The organism is Pseudarthrobacter sp. TE9888 (assembly GCF_056279345.1).
Genome location: NZ_JBWBRD010000002.1, coordinates 130,762 through 146,123, shown reverse-complemented (window position 1 = coordinate 146,123; position 15,362 = coordinate 130,762). Strand labels below are relative to the sequence as shown.

Here is a 15,362-nt window from a genome sequence, read left to right as displayed (position 1 = left end):
CATCGCGAAATGACGCCCCTGCTCAGCGCGGCGGCACCTGTCACGGAGGCACCTCACCGCGGCCCTCCGGTTTAGAGCAAGTGCCACGCGCCCGATAGTCTTGTGCCTATGTGTGGAATCGTGGGTTACGTAGGCCGTTCGGTTGACGGTGCAATTAATGGCCACAGTGCCTTGGATGTTGTCCTTGAGGGGCTGCGGCGCCTGGAGTACCGCGGTTATGACTCTGCCGGTGTGGCTGTGGTGTCCCAGGGGGCCATCGAGTCGCGGAAGAAGTCCGGGAAGCTGAGCAACCTGATTGGTGAGCTGGAGGCCCGGCCGTTGCCGGAGGCGGTGACCGGTATCGGCCACACGCGGTGGGCGACGCACGGCGGCCCGACGGACCGCAACGCGCACCCGCACCTGGCTGACGGCGGCAAGCTCGCCGTGATCCACAACGGCATCATCGAAAACTTCGCCGAGCTCAAGCTGGAGCTGCTGGAGAAGGGTGTGACGTTCCTGTCCGAGACGGACACCGAGGTCGCTGCCGCGCTGCTGGCCGACATCCTGCGGAACCAGCTGGGCGGGGACACCGCCAATGGTGGCCTGACCAAGGCCATGGAGCTCGCCTGCCAGCGCCTTGAGGGCGCTTTCACCCTGCTGGCTGTGCACGCTGACCAGCCCGACGTCGTCGTGGCCGCCCGCCGTAACTCACCGCTGGTGGTGGGCCTGGGCGAGGGGGAGAACTTCCTGGGCTCGGACGTGTCCGGGTTCATCGACTACACCCGCCGGGCGGTGGAACTGGGCCAGGACCAGATCGTCACGATCACTGCCGATTCCGTGGAGATCACTGATTTCTATGGCAACCCGGCCTCCGGCAAGGAATACCACGTGGACTGGGATCCGGCCTCGGCGGAAAAGGGCGGGTTCTCCTCGTTCATGGAGAAGGAAATCCATGACCAGCCCGACGCCGTGGCGCAGACCCTGCTGGGCCGCTCGGACATCAAGGGCAAGCTGACCCTGGATGAGCTGCGGATCGACCCGGAGCTGCTGAAGCAGGTCAACAAGATCATCGTGCTGGCCTGCGGTACCGCCGCGTATGCGGGCATGGTGGCGAAGTACGCGATTGAGAACTGGTGCCGGATCCCTACCGAGGTGGAGCTCGCGCACGAATTCCGTTACCGCGATCCAATCCTGGACGAAAAAACCCTGGTGGTCTCCATCTCCCAGTCCGGGGAGACCATGGACACCCTGATGGCCGTCCGGTACGCCCGCGAACAGGGCGCGAAGACCATCTCGATCTGCAACACCAACGGCTCCACCATCCCGCGTGAGTCCGACGCCGTGCTCTACACGCACGCCGGCCCGGAGATCGCCGTGGCCTCCACCAAGGCGTTCCTGGCCCAGATCACGGCCGCGTACCTGCTGGGCCTGTACCTGGCGCAGCTGCGCGGGAACATCTTCTCGGGCCAGATCAAGGACGTCCTGGCGGACCTGAACAAGATCCCCGCCAAGATCCAGACCATCCTGGACAACGCCGGCCCGCTGCGTGAACTGGCCCGGTCCATGGCGGACGAGAAGTCCGTGCTGTTCCTGGGCCGGCACGTGGGCTACCCCGTGGCCCTCGAAGGCGCCCTGAAGCTCAAGGAAATCGCGTACATCCACGCCGAAGGGTTCGCCGCCGGTGAACTCAAGCACGGCCCCATCGCCCTGATCGATGAAGGCCAGCCCGTGTTCGTCGTCGTCCCGTCCCCCCGCGGGCGTGACTCGCTGCACGCCAAGGTGGTCTCCAACATCCAGGAAGTCCGCGCCCGCGGCGCCCGGACCCTGGTCATCGCCGAGGAAGGCGACGAAGCCGTGAAGGCCTACGCCGAGTACGTCTTCTACGTCCCGGAGACCCCCACCCTCCTGATGCCCCTGCTGACCACCGTCCCGCTGCAGATCTTCGCCGCGGAACTCGCAGCAGCCAAGGGCTACGACGTAGACCAGCCCCGCAACCTCGCCAAGAGCGTCACCGTCGAATAACCGGCACACTGCAGGACAGCTAAAGCCCCGGGCCGTACTGAACTGCTCCCCGGAAGTTGGACTGAAAATTCAGTTCGACTTCCGGGGAGCAGTTTTGCGTTCAAGTAGTTCTTTGTCGGCCGATCAGCGCGCAACGGCTGTAGCGTGGTTTGAGAAAGGCCTCGCTTACACGGCGACAGCCACCATGCTGGGTGTGTCTCGTGAGTCTAGTGGGCCTGTTAAGAGGCTGTATCGGCGGTGGAGGATCCATGGTCAAGGTGCGCTGGTGACGAAGCCTGCTCAGTCGTACACGTTCGAATTCAAGCTCGCCCTGGTGAAACGGTTCCTTGCTGGCGAGACTGCACCGGCCTTGGCGGAAGAGGCCGGCTTATCTTCGGCCGTGCTTCTCAAGTCGTGGGTGCGTACCTACCGTCGTGAAGGCGTGGACGCCTTACGCCCCAAGCCCAAGGGCAGACCCCGGAAGCCCGACTCCCCACCGCCTGCAGAAGTATCCGAGCTAGAACGGCTACGGCGGGAGAACGAACGCCTGCGGGCCGAAGTCGCATATCTGGGAAAATTGCGAGCCTTGAGGGGTCAAAAACAAAGGTGAAGGTCCAGGCCCTCATCGCCCTCAAGGCTGACTTCCCGCTTCCGCTTCTTCTTCAGGTCTCAGGCCTTGCACGATCCACGTTTTTCTATCACCAGGCGCGCCTCCAAGCCCCTGACCCGCAAGAGGAGCTCAAGGCCTCGATCAGGGACATCTTCAAGAAGAACCATGGCCGATACGGGCACCGGCGTGTGCACAGTGAACTGCTCAATCTCGGCTGGGCAGTTGCAAAGAAGACCGTGCTGAAGTTGATGCGAACACTCGGCCTGTTCTGCAGAGTCCGACGCAGGAAGCGCTACAACTCCTACCAAGGCGAGGCGGGCATCATTGCTCCCAACCTCCTGAACAGGAAGTTTGACGCCGCTGCCCCAAACCAGAAGTGGGTAACTGACGTGACAGAGTTCAGTGTCGGAGACCGCAAGCTCTACCTCTCGCCGGTAATGGACCTATTCGACCGGCAGATTATTGCCCACAGCATCAGCACATCCCCGAACCTGGATCTGACTAACAGTTCACTGCGTGCAGCCCTGACATGCTTGGATCCTGGGCAGCAACCCCTCGTGCATTCGGATCAGGGGTTCCAGTACCAGCACATCTCGTGGCGGGGCCTCTTGGCGAACGCCGGCGCAGTCCAATCAATGTCCCGCAAAGCCAACTGCTATGACAACGCCGTGATGGAAAACTTCTTCGGACACCTCAAGGAAGAACTCTTCCACCGTGTCCGATTCCTCAACACCGAAGCCCTAACAGCAGCACTGCACGAATACATCCGCTGGTATAACGAAGAGAGAATTTCAACCAAGCTGAAGGGCAGGAGCCCAGTACAGTATCGTGCTCAGATGCTTGCGGCATAGGTCCTTTTCAGCACACTTGAACGGGATGCTTCGCATAGGGACCCTCACTGCGTATAAAGCTTCGCGATAACTCTTTCAAACACAGAACGGACTTGGGATGGATGACCGCCAGCATCTTCCGCAGCCAGAGCGGCGTTGAGGAGAACGCTTAGTTCGTCTAAAGACGCGATTCCATTGGGCAACCGCAAGTACCAGTCATAGCCCCTCGGCCGAGGCTCAAACCCCGCTGCCACAAGGTACTCATCGAGAAAATCGTCAATAATCTCTTGGTCCTGATCCGTGAAAGGGACGCTCCTGGTCGTCGTCGTGGAGCCTGCGGTTGTCACAACAACTGGAAGCACCTTTTGAACACTGCGTCTGGGACTGCGGACACCACAGCCAGGGCCAGCGACGGCGAGTACCAGCGCTTCCCACCCGTTCTCAGGAAGTAAGACGAATCCGGCTGGTGATGGCACTGTCAAAAAGTCGTTCCACACGCGCAAACACCCTTTAGGTCAAATGAAGACTAAGAGACAGACTCAAAGTACATCGAAGTTGGCCAGGCCGACACCGAGCAACGAAGAAGTGGCCGTCCCAAGGGGGACGGGCACTTCTGTAAAGAGCCGATCGCGGCGTAAGTCCCGGTCAGTCAGCACAGCTGGACTAGGACCTTCTCTCACAAAAAGATGGAACCATTCCGATGATCCGGACACTATGAAGTATGAGTGGGGGATCAGATGACACGGATGAGGCCTTGTGGCTGCTCGCGGTAAACGGTGATGGTGATGCATTCGGGGCCCTTTTCGATCGTCATCGGGACAGGGTGCTCACGCATGCAATGCGGGTCGTTGGATCGGCCCATACTGCGGAGGACATCACGGCCATCGTCTTCTATGAAGCCTGGCGCCGGCGGGAGTACGTGCGCATCGTCAACGGCAGCATCGTTGCCTGGCTACTGGTCACGGCAAATAACACGATCCGGAATCACAATCGGCAGCGAAGACGTTACAGGTCCTTCTTGGAACAGCTTCCGCCACCGGCCCTGACGGCGGATATCGCCGATGAAGTTGTTGATGCTGCCGAGCGCGAGTCGGAGGCCAGGACTTTGCGGGATGCTTTCTCGCGCCTCAAGCTTCAGGATCGCGACGTCATCACTTTGTGTGTGATTGAGGGGTTAAGCCTGCGGCAAGCCGCCGTGGCCCTCGGTGTTGCAGAGGGAACCGTGAAATCCCGCCTGCACCGCGCGAAGACCAGGCTCGGTGCCTTGTACGGGCAACTGGATTCACCTGAGCCACGTCATGATCACTCACTTCACGAGGGGAGAACATGGTGAGATCACAACAGTTCCAGACTGACCGCAGTGATGCGCTCCGACAGCAGCTAATAGAAATGCCGAAGGCAGTAAAGAACCGCGAGCGTGCTCAGGGTCAGCGGTCCCACTTTCAACACCTGCGGCCGCAAGATTCATCGGCAAGTACTCGGAAACGACTGGGTCTGCGGGTAGGCGCCGGCGCTCTCGCGGGTGGGTTAGTTCTTGGTGCGTTGGCACTGGCTCTAACACCCGAGGACCGATCGGAAGACGCTTCGAGAATCATCGAATCACTGACCAAGGCTCAGCAGGAAGTGGATAAGCTGCCTGCCGGAGCCCTGCCGGTTCTAGCCAATACAGGTATTGACCCGTCCCAGACCAGGCTCCTGGGACACAGCGCAACGATCAGGTACTACGGTGCCCCCGCCCCGGAACAGATCACAAATGGCGCCACCGCCGGCAAGACGATCTGCATGATTCCCGTCGATGCCCGAGGGGAAAGCAAATCGCTGGGATGCACACTATTGAAGAGCTTCGAGTCCTACGGCCTCAAAATCGAGACCCCGGATAGAACTGAGGCAGGTTGGTTAGTAGTTCCTGCGGCTGCAGAGAGCAGCTTGGAATCAGTGAAGAACGAGGCCGGCTGGAGCCGACAGGCGCCGAACTTTCTCGTCCGCAACAACAATTGATACAGCCAAGGCTTGCCACGAGAGGCAGCTAGCCTGCCACGTTCATCGGCGCCCTAAAGGACCTCTAAACGGGGAAGAGTATAAGGAAGAAGTCCCCGTCCGACTCGGACGGGGACTTCCTCGAACAGCCGACGCCAGCCGTTAAAGTGGAACTCGCACATTTACGAGTCCAACTTCCGGGGACCAGTTCAGTACGGCCCGGGGCTTCTGCGTTAACGCTTGGGGCCGAACGGGTTTGCGTGACTTTTGGGCCGCCGCGGCCATGGAAGCCCTTTGGTGCGAGGGTGCGCTCCGCGCGACCAGCCTGAAAGTCACGCTTTTCCGCTGATGGCGGACAGCCCCAATGACCGGCGTGCGCCCGGCTTCCGGCCGCCACCGCCACCGTAGAATGGCACCCATGATCGTTGGCATCGGGGTAGACGTAGTAGACATCGAGCGGTTCGGACGGCAACTGGAGCGGACGCCGGGCCTGAGGGACCGTCTGTTCGTGCCCGCGGAACGGGAACTGAACACCCGGTCCCTGGCCGCCCGGTTCGCCGCCAAGGAAGCGGTGGCCAAGGTCCTCGGTGCGCCCGCCGGCATGAACTGGCAGGACTGCTGGATCGGCCTCGACAGCAACGGGCCCACCGTCCAGGTCAAGGGAACCGTCCTTGCCGTTGCCGAGGCCAAGGGCGTCAAGCGCTGGCACCTCTCCATCAGCCACGACGGCGGCATCGCCACAGCCACGGTCCTGGCCGAAGGCTGACCAGGCCCCCGACGCATGATCAGCGCCTACACCGGAACGCAGGTCCGGGCCGCCGAGGAGCCGCTTCTGGCCGCCGGGCTGGGGGACGTGCTCATGCAGCGCGCCGCGCACGGCCTGGCCAACGCCGTCGTCAATGAACTCAAGGCACGCAGCAGCCGCCTGAACGGCGCCCGTGTGGTGGTGCTGGCAGGCAAGGGCAACAACGGCGGTGACGGCCTGTTCGCCGGCGCCTTCCTGGCCACCCGGGGAATGCGCACGACGGCGGTGCTCACCGGGGACGCGGCCCATCCGGAAGGCCTGGCCGCATTTGAGCGCGCCGGCGGCCGGGTGCGGCGCCTTACCGACGCGGAACTTCCGGAGCTGTCCGCCGAAGCCGCCCGCGCCGACGTCGTGATCGATGCGGTGCTGGGAACCGGCGCCAAGGGCGGGCTGCGGGGGAGCGCCGCGGACCTGATCGAGGCTCTCGCCGGCGCACACCGCCGCGGACTTGTGGTGGCCTGCGACCTTCCCAGCGGCGTGGACGCGGACACCGGCGAGGCCACCGAGCCGGTCCTGCCGGCCGACCTGACGGTCACGTTCGGGGGAGCGAAAAACGGCCTGCTGGCTGACCCCGGGGCCGACTACGCGGGCCGGGTGCTGGTGGTGCCCATCGGGATCGAGGAGCACCTACCGGAACCATCCCTGCGCCGGCTCGAGGACGCTGACGTGGCACGCCTCCTGCCGCACCCGTCCCGGCGGGCCCAGAAGTACTCCCGCGGCGTGCTGGGGGTCGTGGCCGGCTCCGAGGACTACCCCGGCGCTGCGGTCCTCGCCTGCCGGGGAGCCCAGGCCGCGGGTGTGGGCATGGTCAGGTACCTCGGGCCGCCGTCGGTGGCCGACCTGGTCCGCCAGTCGTGCCCGGAAGTTGTCTGCAGCACCGGGACGGTGGCTGAAAACCGCGTGCAGGCCTGGCTGGTGGGCTCCGGTCTGGGACCGGGCGACCATGATCAACTGACCCGCGCGCGGGACGCGATCGCGTCCGATCTTCCGGTGGTGGCCGATGCCGGTGCGCTGCCCGCGCTCCCCGCCATCCTGCCCCCGCACGTGGTGCTGACCCCGCACGCCGGGGAACTCGCGTCGTTGTTCCAGCGGCTGGGCCACCCGGAGGACCGGGAGGCGGTGGAGGCCGGAACGCTGGCAGCCGTGCGCAACGCGGCGGAGCGCACCGGGGCTACCGTCCTGCTCAAGGGTGCCACCACGCTCGTGGCTGCACCGCGGGGCGCCACCTTCAGCCAGGCGGACGGCACGCCCTGGCTCGCCACCGCCGGCAGCGGGGATGTGCTGGCCGGCGTCATCGGTGCGTTGCTCGCCCACGCAGGGGACGACGTCGGGCCCTTCCAGGATCTGGGCATCGAAGGGGACGGCCGGTGGGCTGCCATCGCCGCGCTGGGTGCCGCGTTGCATGGCCGGGCCGGGAGGGCGGCATCGGAGGCGGCGTCCGGCGGGCCGATCGCCGCTGGCGGAATTGCAGATGCCCTACCCGAAACCTGGGGTAAAGTCAGCATGCTTAGTAACTATGAAGCCTGGAAACGTAATAGTCACAGCCAACCACTACGGTAGGCATTAGTTCGCACCAGCAGCAGGGGCGTTCCAATGCCGTCTGCTGCTGACCAATAAATGAGGAGCACGATGGAAGTCTGGCCTGGAACTGCCTACCCGCTGGGAGCTACCTTTGACGGCACCGGCACCAATTTCGCCCTGTTCAGCGAACGGGCGGAGCGGGTTGAACTCTGCCTCCTGGCCGATGACTTGACCGAGACCCGGATCGAGCTGACCGAGGTGGACGGCTACGTGTGGCACTGCTACCTGCCCCACATCCAGCCCGGCCAGAAGTACGGCTACCGGGTGCACGGGCCGTACGACCCCGCCGGCGGCAACCGCTTCAACCCGAACAAGCTGCTGATGGACCCGTACGCCAAGGCCATCCAGGGCCAGATCGACTGGGATCCCGCGCTGTTCTCCTACGAATTCGGCGACCCCGATTCGCAAAATGACGCCGACTCGGCACCGCACACCATGCACGGTGTGGTCATCAACCCGTTCTTCGAATGGGACGGCGACCGCCAGCTGAAGATCCCGTACCACGAATCGGTGATCTACGAAGCCCACGTCAAGGGCCTCACCGAGCTGCACCCTGAGATCCCCGAAGAGCAGCGCGGCACCTACGCCGGCGTTTCGCACCCCGCGGTCATCGACCACATGAAGAAGCTCGGCGTCACCGCGATCGAGCTCATGCCAGTGCACCAGTTCGTCAACGACGGCACCCTGGAAGAGAAGGGCCTCAACAACTACTGGGGCTACAACACCATCGGCTTCTTCGCGCCGCAGAACACCTACAGCTCCACGGGCGATGTGGGGCACCAGGTCCAGGAATTCAAGGCCATGGTCCGCGACCTGCACCGCGCCGGCATCGAAGTGATCCTCGACGTCGTCTACAACCACACGGCCGAAGGCAACCACCTGGGCCCCACGCTGTCCTTCAAGGGCATCGACAACCAGGCCTACTACCGCCTGGTGGACAACGACCTCAAGCACTACATGGACTACACCGGCACGGGTAACTCGCTGAACGTGCGCCACCCGCACTCCCTGCAGCTGCTGATGGATTCCCTGCGCTACTGGGTCACCGAGATGCACGTGGACGGCTTCCGCTTCGACCTCGCCTCCACCCTGGCCCGCGAGTTCTACGACGTGGACAAGCTCTCAACCTTCTTCGAACTGATCCAGCAGGACCCGGTAGTCTCCCAGGTCAAGCTGATCGCCGAGCCGTGGGACGTTGGGCCCGGCGGCTACCAGGTGGGCAACTTCCCGCCGCAGTGGACGGAGTGGAACGGCAAGTACCGCGACACTGTCCGTGACTTCTGGCGCGGCGAACCCTCCACCCTGGGCGAGTTCGCGTCCCGCCTGACCGGCTCCGCGGACCTGTACGAAAGCTCCGCCCGGCGCCCGGTGGCCTCCATCAACTTCGTCACCGCCCACGACGGCTTCACCATGCGGGACCTGGTCTCCTACAACGAGAAGCACAACGAGGCCAACGGCGAAGGCAACAACGACGGCGAATCCCACAACCGTTCCTGGAACTGCGGCGTGGAGGGGGACACCGACGACGAGAAGGTGCTGACCCTGCGTGCCCGGCAGCAACGGAACTTCATCGCCACGCTGCTGCTCTCCCAGGGCGTCCCCATGCTGCTCCACGGCGACGAGCTGGGCCGGACGCAGCAGGGCAACAACAACACCTACTGCCAGGACTCCGAGCTCAGCTGGGTGCACTGGGAAGCCATGGACCAGCCGCTGGTGGAGTTCACGGCCTTCGTGAACAAGCTCCGCCACGACCACCCGACCTTCCGCCGCAGCCGCTTCTTCGACGGCCGCCCCGTACGCCGTGGCGAAGGCGAGAAGCTGCCGGACATCGTCTGGCTCAAGACCGACGGCACCGAAATGCTGCCGGAGGACTGGGGGAGCGGCTTCGGCCGGACCATCGGCGTGTTCTACAACGGTGACGGCATCCAGGAACAGGACTCGCGCGGCCGCAGGATCACCGATGACAGCTTCCTCATGGCCTTCAACGCCCATGACGAAGCGGTGGACTTCTGCGTCCCGTCCGACGAGTACTCGCAGTACTGGGAGGTCCTGATCGACACCGCCGCGCAGGCCGACGCCTACGAGCCGCTCAAGGCCGGGGCCAACCTGACGCTGGATGCGAAGTCCATGGTGGTCCTGCGCGCCTACTCCGGCCCCGAAGCCGAAGTCGACACCTCGGCAGCCGCGTCCCTGGCCTCCATGGCCGAGCACGAGGAAGCCCAGGAGGAAATGGTGGAGGCCCAGACCAAGGCCGCGGAGGCGAGCGAGGCAAGGGCAACGGGCGCCGACGAGGACGCCAAGGCATGAGGACCCCGGTCTCCACTTACCGTCTTCAGATCCGCAGCAGCTTCACCCTGTTCGACGCCGCCGAGAAGGTCCCGTACCTGAAGGACCTCGGCGTGGACTGGGTGTACCTCTCGCCCATCCTCACCGCGGAGAAGGGCTCGGACCACGGCTATGACGTGACCGACCCCTCCGCGGTGGACCCGGACCGCGGCGGCCCGGAAGGCCTGCTGGCCCTCTCCAAGGCTGCCCGCGAACACGGCATGGGCGTCCTGGTGGACATTGTGCCCAACCACGTGGGCGTTGCCACTCCGGTGCAAAACCCGTGGTGGTGGTCCCTGCTCAAGGAAGGCCGCGGGTCGCCGTACGCCGAAGCGTTCGACGTCGACTGGGACCTGGGCGGCGGAAAGGTCCGGCTGCCGATGCTCGGCTCGGACGCCGACCTGGACAAGCTCGAGGTCAAGGATGGCGAGCTCCGCTACTACGACCACCGGTTCCCGCTGGCCGAGGGCACGTACAGCGAGGGTGACTCCCCGCAGGACGTCCACAGCCGCCAGCACTACCAGCTCATGGACTGGCGCCGTGCCGATGCCGAGCTGAACTACCGGCGTTTCTTTGCGGTCACCACCTTGGCCGGCATCCGGGTGGAAGAGCCGTCAGTTTTCGAGAAGGCCCATGCCGAGGTGGGCCGCTGGTTCACCGATGGCCTGGTGGATGGGCTCCGCGTGGACCACCCGGATGGTCTGGCTGACCCCGCAGGCTACCTCCGCTGGCTCAAGGACCTCAGCGGCGGTGCGTACGTCCTGGTGGAGAAGATCCTGGAGCCGGGCGAAGTCCTGCCCCAGGACTTCGCCTGCGAAGGCACCACCGGCTACGACGCACTGGCGGACGTGGACCGGGTGTTTGTTGACCCTGCCGGGCAGCAGGCCCTGGACGCCCTGGACGCTTCCCTGCGGGGATCGTCCAAGCCCGCCGATTACGCGGAGATGATCCGCGGCACCAAGCGCATGATCGCCGACGGCATCCTGCGCTCCGAGGTTCTGCGCCTGGCCCGGCTGGTCCCCGAGTCCTACGGCGTCACCGTGGACCAGGCGGCCGACGCCATTGCCGAGATCATCGCGTCCTTCCCGGTCTACCGGTCCTACCTGCCGGTGGGAGCCGACGTCCTCAAGGAAGCCTGCGAGTCCGCCGCGGCGCACCGGCCGGACCTGGAAGTAGCAGTGGGAACCCTCCTGCCGTTGCTGCTGGACCCCGCCAATCCCATCGCCGTCCGCTTCCAGCAGACCTCCGGCATGGTCATGGCCAAGGGCGTGGAGGATACGGCGTTCTACCGCTACACCCGCCTGGGCACCCTGACCGAGGTGGGCGCCGAGCCCACCGAGTTCGCGGTGGCGCCGGAGGAATTCCACCAGCGCATGCAGCGGCGCCAACAGGAACTGCCGCTGTCCATGACCACCCTGTCCACCCACGACACCAAGCGCAGCGAGGATGCCCGGGCCCGGATCTCGGTCATCGCCGAACTGCCGCAGGAGTGGGCGGAAACGCTGGAGACGCTCCGCGGACTGGCGCCGATTCCGGACGGACCATACGAGAACCTGCTGTGGCAGGCAATCGTTGGTGCGTGGCCGGCCAGCCGGGAGCGGCTGCAGGGCTATGCGGAAAAGGCGGCCAGGGAGGCCGGCAACTCCACCAAGTGGACCGAGCCCAACGAGGACTTCGAGGCCAAGGTCAAGGCTGCCGTGGATGCGGTCTTCGACGACGCCAAGGTGGCCAAGGTGGTTGCGGACTTCGTGGCCCGCATCGACGCCTACTCGGCTACCAACTCGGTGTCCGCCAAGCTGGTCCAGCTGACCATGCCGGGCGTGCCGGACGTCTACCAGGGCAGTGAGTACTGGGAACGGTCACTGACGGACCCGGACAACCGCCGGCCCGTGGACTTCGCCGCACGGCAGGCAGAGCTGGCCAAGCTCGACGCCGGCGAGTTGCCGGACGCGGGCACAGAAGCAAGCAAGCTGCTGGTCACCTCGCGGGCACTGCGCCTTCGCCGGGACAGGCCTGAGCTGTTCCAGGGCTACACCCCGCTCGGCGCCACTGGCGCGGCGGCCGGGCACCTGCTCGCGTTTTCCCGTGGCACGTCGGCGGCGTCGTCCGGCGCGGTGACCCTGGCTACCCGGCTTCCCGCCGGCCTGGAAGCCGCCGGCGGATGGCGGGACACCGCCGTCGAGCTTTCCGTTGCCATGCGCGACGAACTCACCGGTACCAGCTACGGTCCGGGGCCGGTTTCGGTGTCCGAGGTGCTGGGTACCTACCCCGTGGCCCTGCTGGTACCCGTGGATGGAGAAAAGGCATGACCCTGGTCAACGCAGGAACCGAGCGCTTCGATGTGTGGGCGCCGGAAGCTGCCTCGGTGGTCCTGCTGGCCGACGGCCGGCAGTACCCCATGCGGAAGAAGGAGACTGCGCCCGGCTCAGAGGGGTGGTGGACCGCACCCGACGCCCCGGCCGACGGCGACGTGGACTATGGCTACCTACTGGACGGGGACAGCACCCCCACCCCGGATCCCCGGTCGCGCCGGCTCCCCGCCGGCGTGCACGAACAGTCCCGGACCTACGATCCCGCCGCCTACGCGTGGCAGGACTCCGGCTGGGGCGGCAAGGACCTGCAGGGTTCCGTGATCTACGAACTGCACGTGGGCACCTTCACGCCTGACGGCACCCTTGATGCTGCCGCGGAGAAGCTGGACTACCTGGCGGACCTGGGCATCGACTTCGTGGAACTGCTGCCGGTCAACGGCTTCAACGGCACCCACAACTGGGGCTACGACGGCGTCCAGTGGTACGCCGTGCACGAAGGCTACGGCGGCCCTGCTGCCTACCAGCGGTTCGTCGATGCCGCCCACGCGGCAGGACTCGGGGTCATCCAGGACGTGGTGTACAACCACCTGGGACCCAGCGGCAACTACCTCCCCAAGTTCGGCCCCTACCTGAAGCAGGGCGACGCGAACACCTGGGGCGATTCCGTGAACCTGGACGGCCCCGGCTCGGACGTGGTGCGCGAATACATCCTGGACAACGCCGCCCTGTGGCTGCGTGACTACCACGTGGACGGGCTCCGCCTGGATGCCGTGCACGCGCTGCGGGACGAGCGGGCCGTGCACATCCTCGAGGACCTCGGGGCCCTGGGCGACACCATATCGGCCGAAACCGGGCTGCCCAAGACCCTCATCGCGGAATCGGACCTGAACAACCCGCGCCTGATCTACCCGCGGGAGACCAACGGGTACGGCCTGGCCGGGCAGTGGAGTGATGACTTCCACCACGCGGTCCACGTCAACGTCAGCGGCGAAACCACCGGCTATTACTCCGACTTCGACTCCCTGGAAGTGTTGGCCAAGGTCCTCAAGGACGGGTTCCTCCACGACGGCAGCTACTCCAGCTTCCGCGGCCGGCACCACGGACGCCCCATCAACGCCTCGCTGGTGCACCCGGCGGCGCTGGTGGTCTGCAACCAGAACCACGACCAGATCGGCAACCGGGCCACGGGGGACAGGCTCTCCCAGTCGCTGTCCTACGGGCAGCTGGCCGTGGCCGCGGTGCTCACGCTGACCTCGCCGTTCACGCCCATGCTGTTCATGGGCGAGGAGTACGGGGCCTCCACACCGTGGCAGTTCTTCACCTCGCACCCCGAACCCGAGCTCGGCAAGGCCACCGCGGAAGGGCGCATCCGGGAGTTCGAACGCATGGGGTGGGATCCCGCCGTCGTGCCCGATCCCCAGGACCCCGAAACCTTCCGCCGCTCCAAGCTGGACTGGGCCGAGGCTGGCACGGGTGACCACGCGCGGCTCCTGGAGCTGTACCGGTCCCTGACGGCGCTGCGCCGTTCCCACCCGGACCTGGCCGGGCCTGGCTTTGACGGCACCGACGTTTCGTTCGACGACGACGCCGGGTGGCTGCGGTTCCGGCGCGGTTCCGTCGAAGTGCTGGTGAACTTCTCCGACGCCAAGGTCCGGCTGGACGGTTCCGGCAGCGTCCTGCTGGCTACGGACGACGGAACCGGGCTGGACGGAGGGGCACTGGCCATGGCGCCCTGGAGTGCCGCGATCATCGCAACCCAACAGGACGGACAGAACGCATGACCTATGCAGCAGCGGACAACCGCTACGAAACCATGCCCTACCGCCGGGTGGGCCGAAGCGGGCTCAAACTCCCGGCCATCTCCCTTGGACTCTGGCACAACTTCGGCGACGACAAACGCTTCGAAGAGCAGCGGGACATCCTCCGCCGCGCCTTCGACCTGGGCGTCAACCACTTCGACCTCGCCAACAACTACGGTCCTCCGGACGGGTCCGCGGAAACGAACTTCGGCCGGCACCTGCGGGACGACTTCAAGCCCTACCGCGACGAACTGGTCATCTCCACCAAGGCCGGCTACTACATGTGGCCCGGCCCCTACGGCGAATGGGGTTCGCGCAAGTACCTGATCTCCAGCCTGGACCAGTCGCTGCAGCGGATGGGCCTGGACTACGTGGACATCTTCTACAGCCACCGCCCGGACCCCGAGACGCCCATGGAGGAAACCATGGGCGCCCTTGACTACGCCGTCCGGTCCGGCAAGGCACTGTACGCCGGGATTTCCTCGTACACCCCCGAACAGACCCTGGAGGCCGCCCGCATCCTCAAGGAACTCGGTACGCCCCTCCTGATCCACCAGCCCAGCTACTCCATGTTGAACCGCTGGACCGAGGACGGTTCGCCCAACCTTTACGAGGTACTGGACCAGGTGGGCGCCGGGTCCATCGCCTTCTCGCCCCTGGCACAGGGGATGCTCACGGACCGCTACCTTCACGGGATCCCCGAGGACTCCCGGGCGGCCAAGGCACGGTTCCTCTCCGAGGACTCCATTACGGAGGAGAAACTGGACCGGGTCCGGGGACTGCGGAAGATCGCCGAGGGCCGCGGGCAGTCGCTCGCGCAGATGGCCATTGCCTGGATCCTGCGCGACCAGCCCAAGGGTTCACCGGTCACCTCGGCACTGGTGGGCGCCTCGAGCGTCCGGCAGTTGGAGGACACCCTGTCCGCTATCAACAACCTCGACTTCTCCGGCGATGAACTGACTGCCATTGACGAGTTCGCGGTTGAGTCCGATATCAACCTCTGGAAACAGGACGCCTAAGGCACCTGTTTTCATTACACAGCGGGACCGGCGGAACAACGGCCGGTCCTGCTGTGTTGGGTAGTATGAAAAGGCGCCGCGCGGCGCCAAGCCAGCCGGCCGCCGTCGTCCATTACTCGGAGGC

Annotated in this window: 12 protein-coding genes; 11 read left to right on the top strand and 1 reads right to left on the bottom strand. The window is 65.2% G+C overall.

What is annotated here, in order from left to right:
* Positions 1-108 precede the first annotated feature (108 nt).
* The 3 genes from glmS (at position 109) to ACZ9J7_RS01125 (ending at position 3,441) form a co-directional block, all read left to right on the top strand.
* Positions 109-2,001 carry a glutamine--fructose-6-phosphate transaminase (isomerizing) gene (glmS, locus tag ACZ9J7_RS01135; protein ID WP_476206342.1) on the top strand — a complete coding sequence of 631 codons (1,893 nt, stop codon included), beginning with the start codon at positions 109-111 and terminating at the stop codon, positions 1,999-2,001.
* A gap of 184 nt (positions 2,002-2,185) precedes the next feature.
* Positions 2,186-2,590, top strand: a complete 405-nt coding sequence (locus ACZ9J7_RS01130) for a helix-turn-helix domain-containing protein (RefSeq protein WP_476206153.1) — start codon at positions 2,186-2,188, stop codon at positions 2,588-2,590.
* Positions 2,587-3,441: an IS3 family transposase gene (locus tag ACZ9J7_RS01125; RefSeq protein ID WP_285245879.1), complete on the top strand. Its 855-nt coding sequence runs from the start codon at positions 2,587-2,589 to the stop codon at positions 3,439-3,441. The genes ACZ9J7_RS01130 and ACZ9J7_RS01125 overlap by 4 nt, the downstream gene beginning before the upstream one ends.
* A gap of 44 nt (positions 3,442-3,485) precedes the next feature.
* Here ACZ9J7_RS01125 and ACZ9J7_RS01120 read toward each other — a convergent pair whose 3' ends face one another.
* Positions 3,486-3,917: a DUF5956 family protein gene (locus tag ACZ9J7_RS01120; protein ID WP_476206145.1), complete on the bottom strand. Its 432-nt coding sequence runs from the start codon at positions 3,915-3,917 to the stop codon at positions 3,486-3,488.
* 224 nt (positions 3,918-4,141) lie between these two features.
* On the opposite strand from ACZ9J7_RS01120, the gene ACZ9J7_RS01115 reads away from it, so the two are divergent.
* The 8 genes from ACZ9J7_RS01115 (at position 4,142) to mgrA (ending at position 15,238) form a co-directional block, all read left to right on the top strand.
* The gene (locus ACZ9J7_RS01115) at positions 4,142-4,753 is read left to right on the top strand and encodes an RNA polymerase sigma factor (RefSeq protein ID WP_285245880.1); all 612 of its coding nucleotides are present in this window, start codon (positions 4,142-4,144) and stop codon (positions 4,751-4,753) included.
* Between the two features lie 56 nt (positions 4,754-4,809).
* On the top strand, positions 4,810-5,418 hold the full coding sequence (locus ACZ9J7_RS01110; RefSeq protein WP_476206143.1) for a hypothetical protein: 609 nt from the start codon (positions 4,810-4,812) through the stop codon (positions 5,416-5,418).
* A gap of 397 nt (positions 5,419-5,815) precedes the next feature.
* Positions 5,816-6,163, top strand: a complete 348-nt coding sequence (locus ACZ9J7_RS01105; RefSeq protein ID WP_141159808.1) for a holo-ACP synthase — start codon at positions 5,816-5,818, stop codon at positions 6,161-6,163.
* A 15-nt stretch (positions 6,164-6,178) separates the two neighbouring features.
* Positions 6,179-7,762, top strand: a complete 1,584-nt coding sequence (locus tag ACZ9J7_RS01100; protein WP_476206339.1) for an NAD(P)H-hydrate epimerase — start codon at positions 6,179-6,181, stop codon at positions 7,760-7,762.
* 69 nt (positions 7,763-7,831) lie between these two features.
* Positions 7,832-10,090, top strand: a complete 2,259-nt coding sequence (glgX, locus tag ACZ9J7_RS01095) for a glycogen debranching protein GlgX (protein WP_476206337.1) — start codon at positions 7,832-7,834, stop codon at positions 10,088-10,090.
* On the top strand, positions 10,087-12,417 hold the full coding sequence (gene treY, locus ACZ9J7_RS01090; RefSeq protein ID WP_476206335.1) for a malto-oligosyltrehalose synthase: 2,331 nt from the start codon (positions 10,087-10,089) through the stop codon (positions 12,415-12,417). Before glgX ends, treY begins: the two co-directional genes overlap by 4 nt.
* On the top strand, positions 12,414-14,201 hold the full coding sequence (gene treZ, locus ACZ9J7_RS01085) for a malto-oligosyltrehalose trehalohydrolase (protein WP_476206333.1): 1,788 nt from the start codon (positions 12,414-12,416) through the stop codon (positions 14,199-14,201). The genes treY and treZ overlap by 4 nt, the downstream gene beginning before the upstream one ends.
* A complete protein-coding gene (gene mgrA, locus ACZ9J7_RS01080) occupies positions 14,198-15,238 on the top strand; it encodes an L-glyceraldehyde 3-phosphate reductase (RefSeq protein WP_476206331.1) in 1,041 nt (346 codons plus the stop codon). Before treZ ends, mgrA begins: the two co-directional genes overlap by 4 nt.
* Positions 15,239-15,362 lie beyond the last annotated feature (124 nt).

Coding starts and splice junctions, on each gene's coding strand:
- glmS (WP_476206342.1), top strand. CDS start 109: ATGTGTGGAATCGTGGGTTACGTAGGCCGTTCGGTTGACGGTGCAATT.
- ACZ9J7_RS01130 (WP_476206153.1), top strand. CDS start 2,186: ATGCTGGGTGTGTCTCGTGAGTCTAGTGGGCCTGTTAAGAGGCTGTAT.
- ACZ9J7_RS01115 (WP_285245880.1), top strand. CDS start 4,142: ATGAGTGGGGGATCAGATGACACGGATGAGGCCTTGTGGCTGCTCGCG.
- ACZ9J7_RS01110 (WP_476206143.1), top strand. CDS start 4,810: ATGCCGAAGGCAGTAAAGAACCGCGAGCGTGCTCAGGGTCAGCGGTCC.
- ACZ9J7_RS01105 (WP_141159808.1), top strand. CDS start 5,816: ATGATCGTTGGCATCGGGGTAGACGTAGTAGACATCGAGCGGTTCGGA.
- ACZ9J7_RS01100 (WP_476206339.1), top strand. CDS start 6,179: ATGATCAGCGCCTACACCGGAACGCAGGTCCGGGCCGCCGAGGAGCCG.
- glgX (WP_476206337.1), top strand. CDS start 7,832: ATGGAAGTCTGGCCTGGAACTGCCTACCCGCTGGGAGCTACCTTTGAC.
- treY (WP_476206335.1), top strand. CDS start 10,087: ATGAGGACCCCGGTCTCCACTTACCGTCTTCAGATCCGCAGCAGCTTC.
- treZ (WP_476206333.1), top strand. CDS start 12,414: ATGACCCTGGTCAACGCAGGAACCGAGCGCTTCGATGTGTGGGCGCCG.
- mgrA (WP_476206331.1), top strand. CDS start 14,198: ATGACCTATGCAGCAGCGGACAACCGCTACGAAACCATGCCCTACCGC.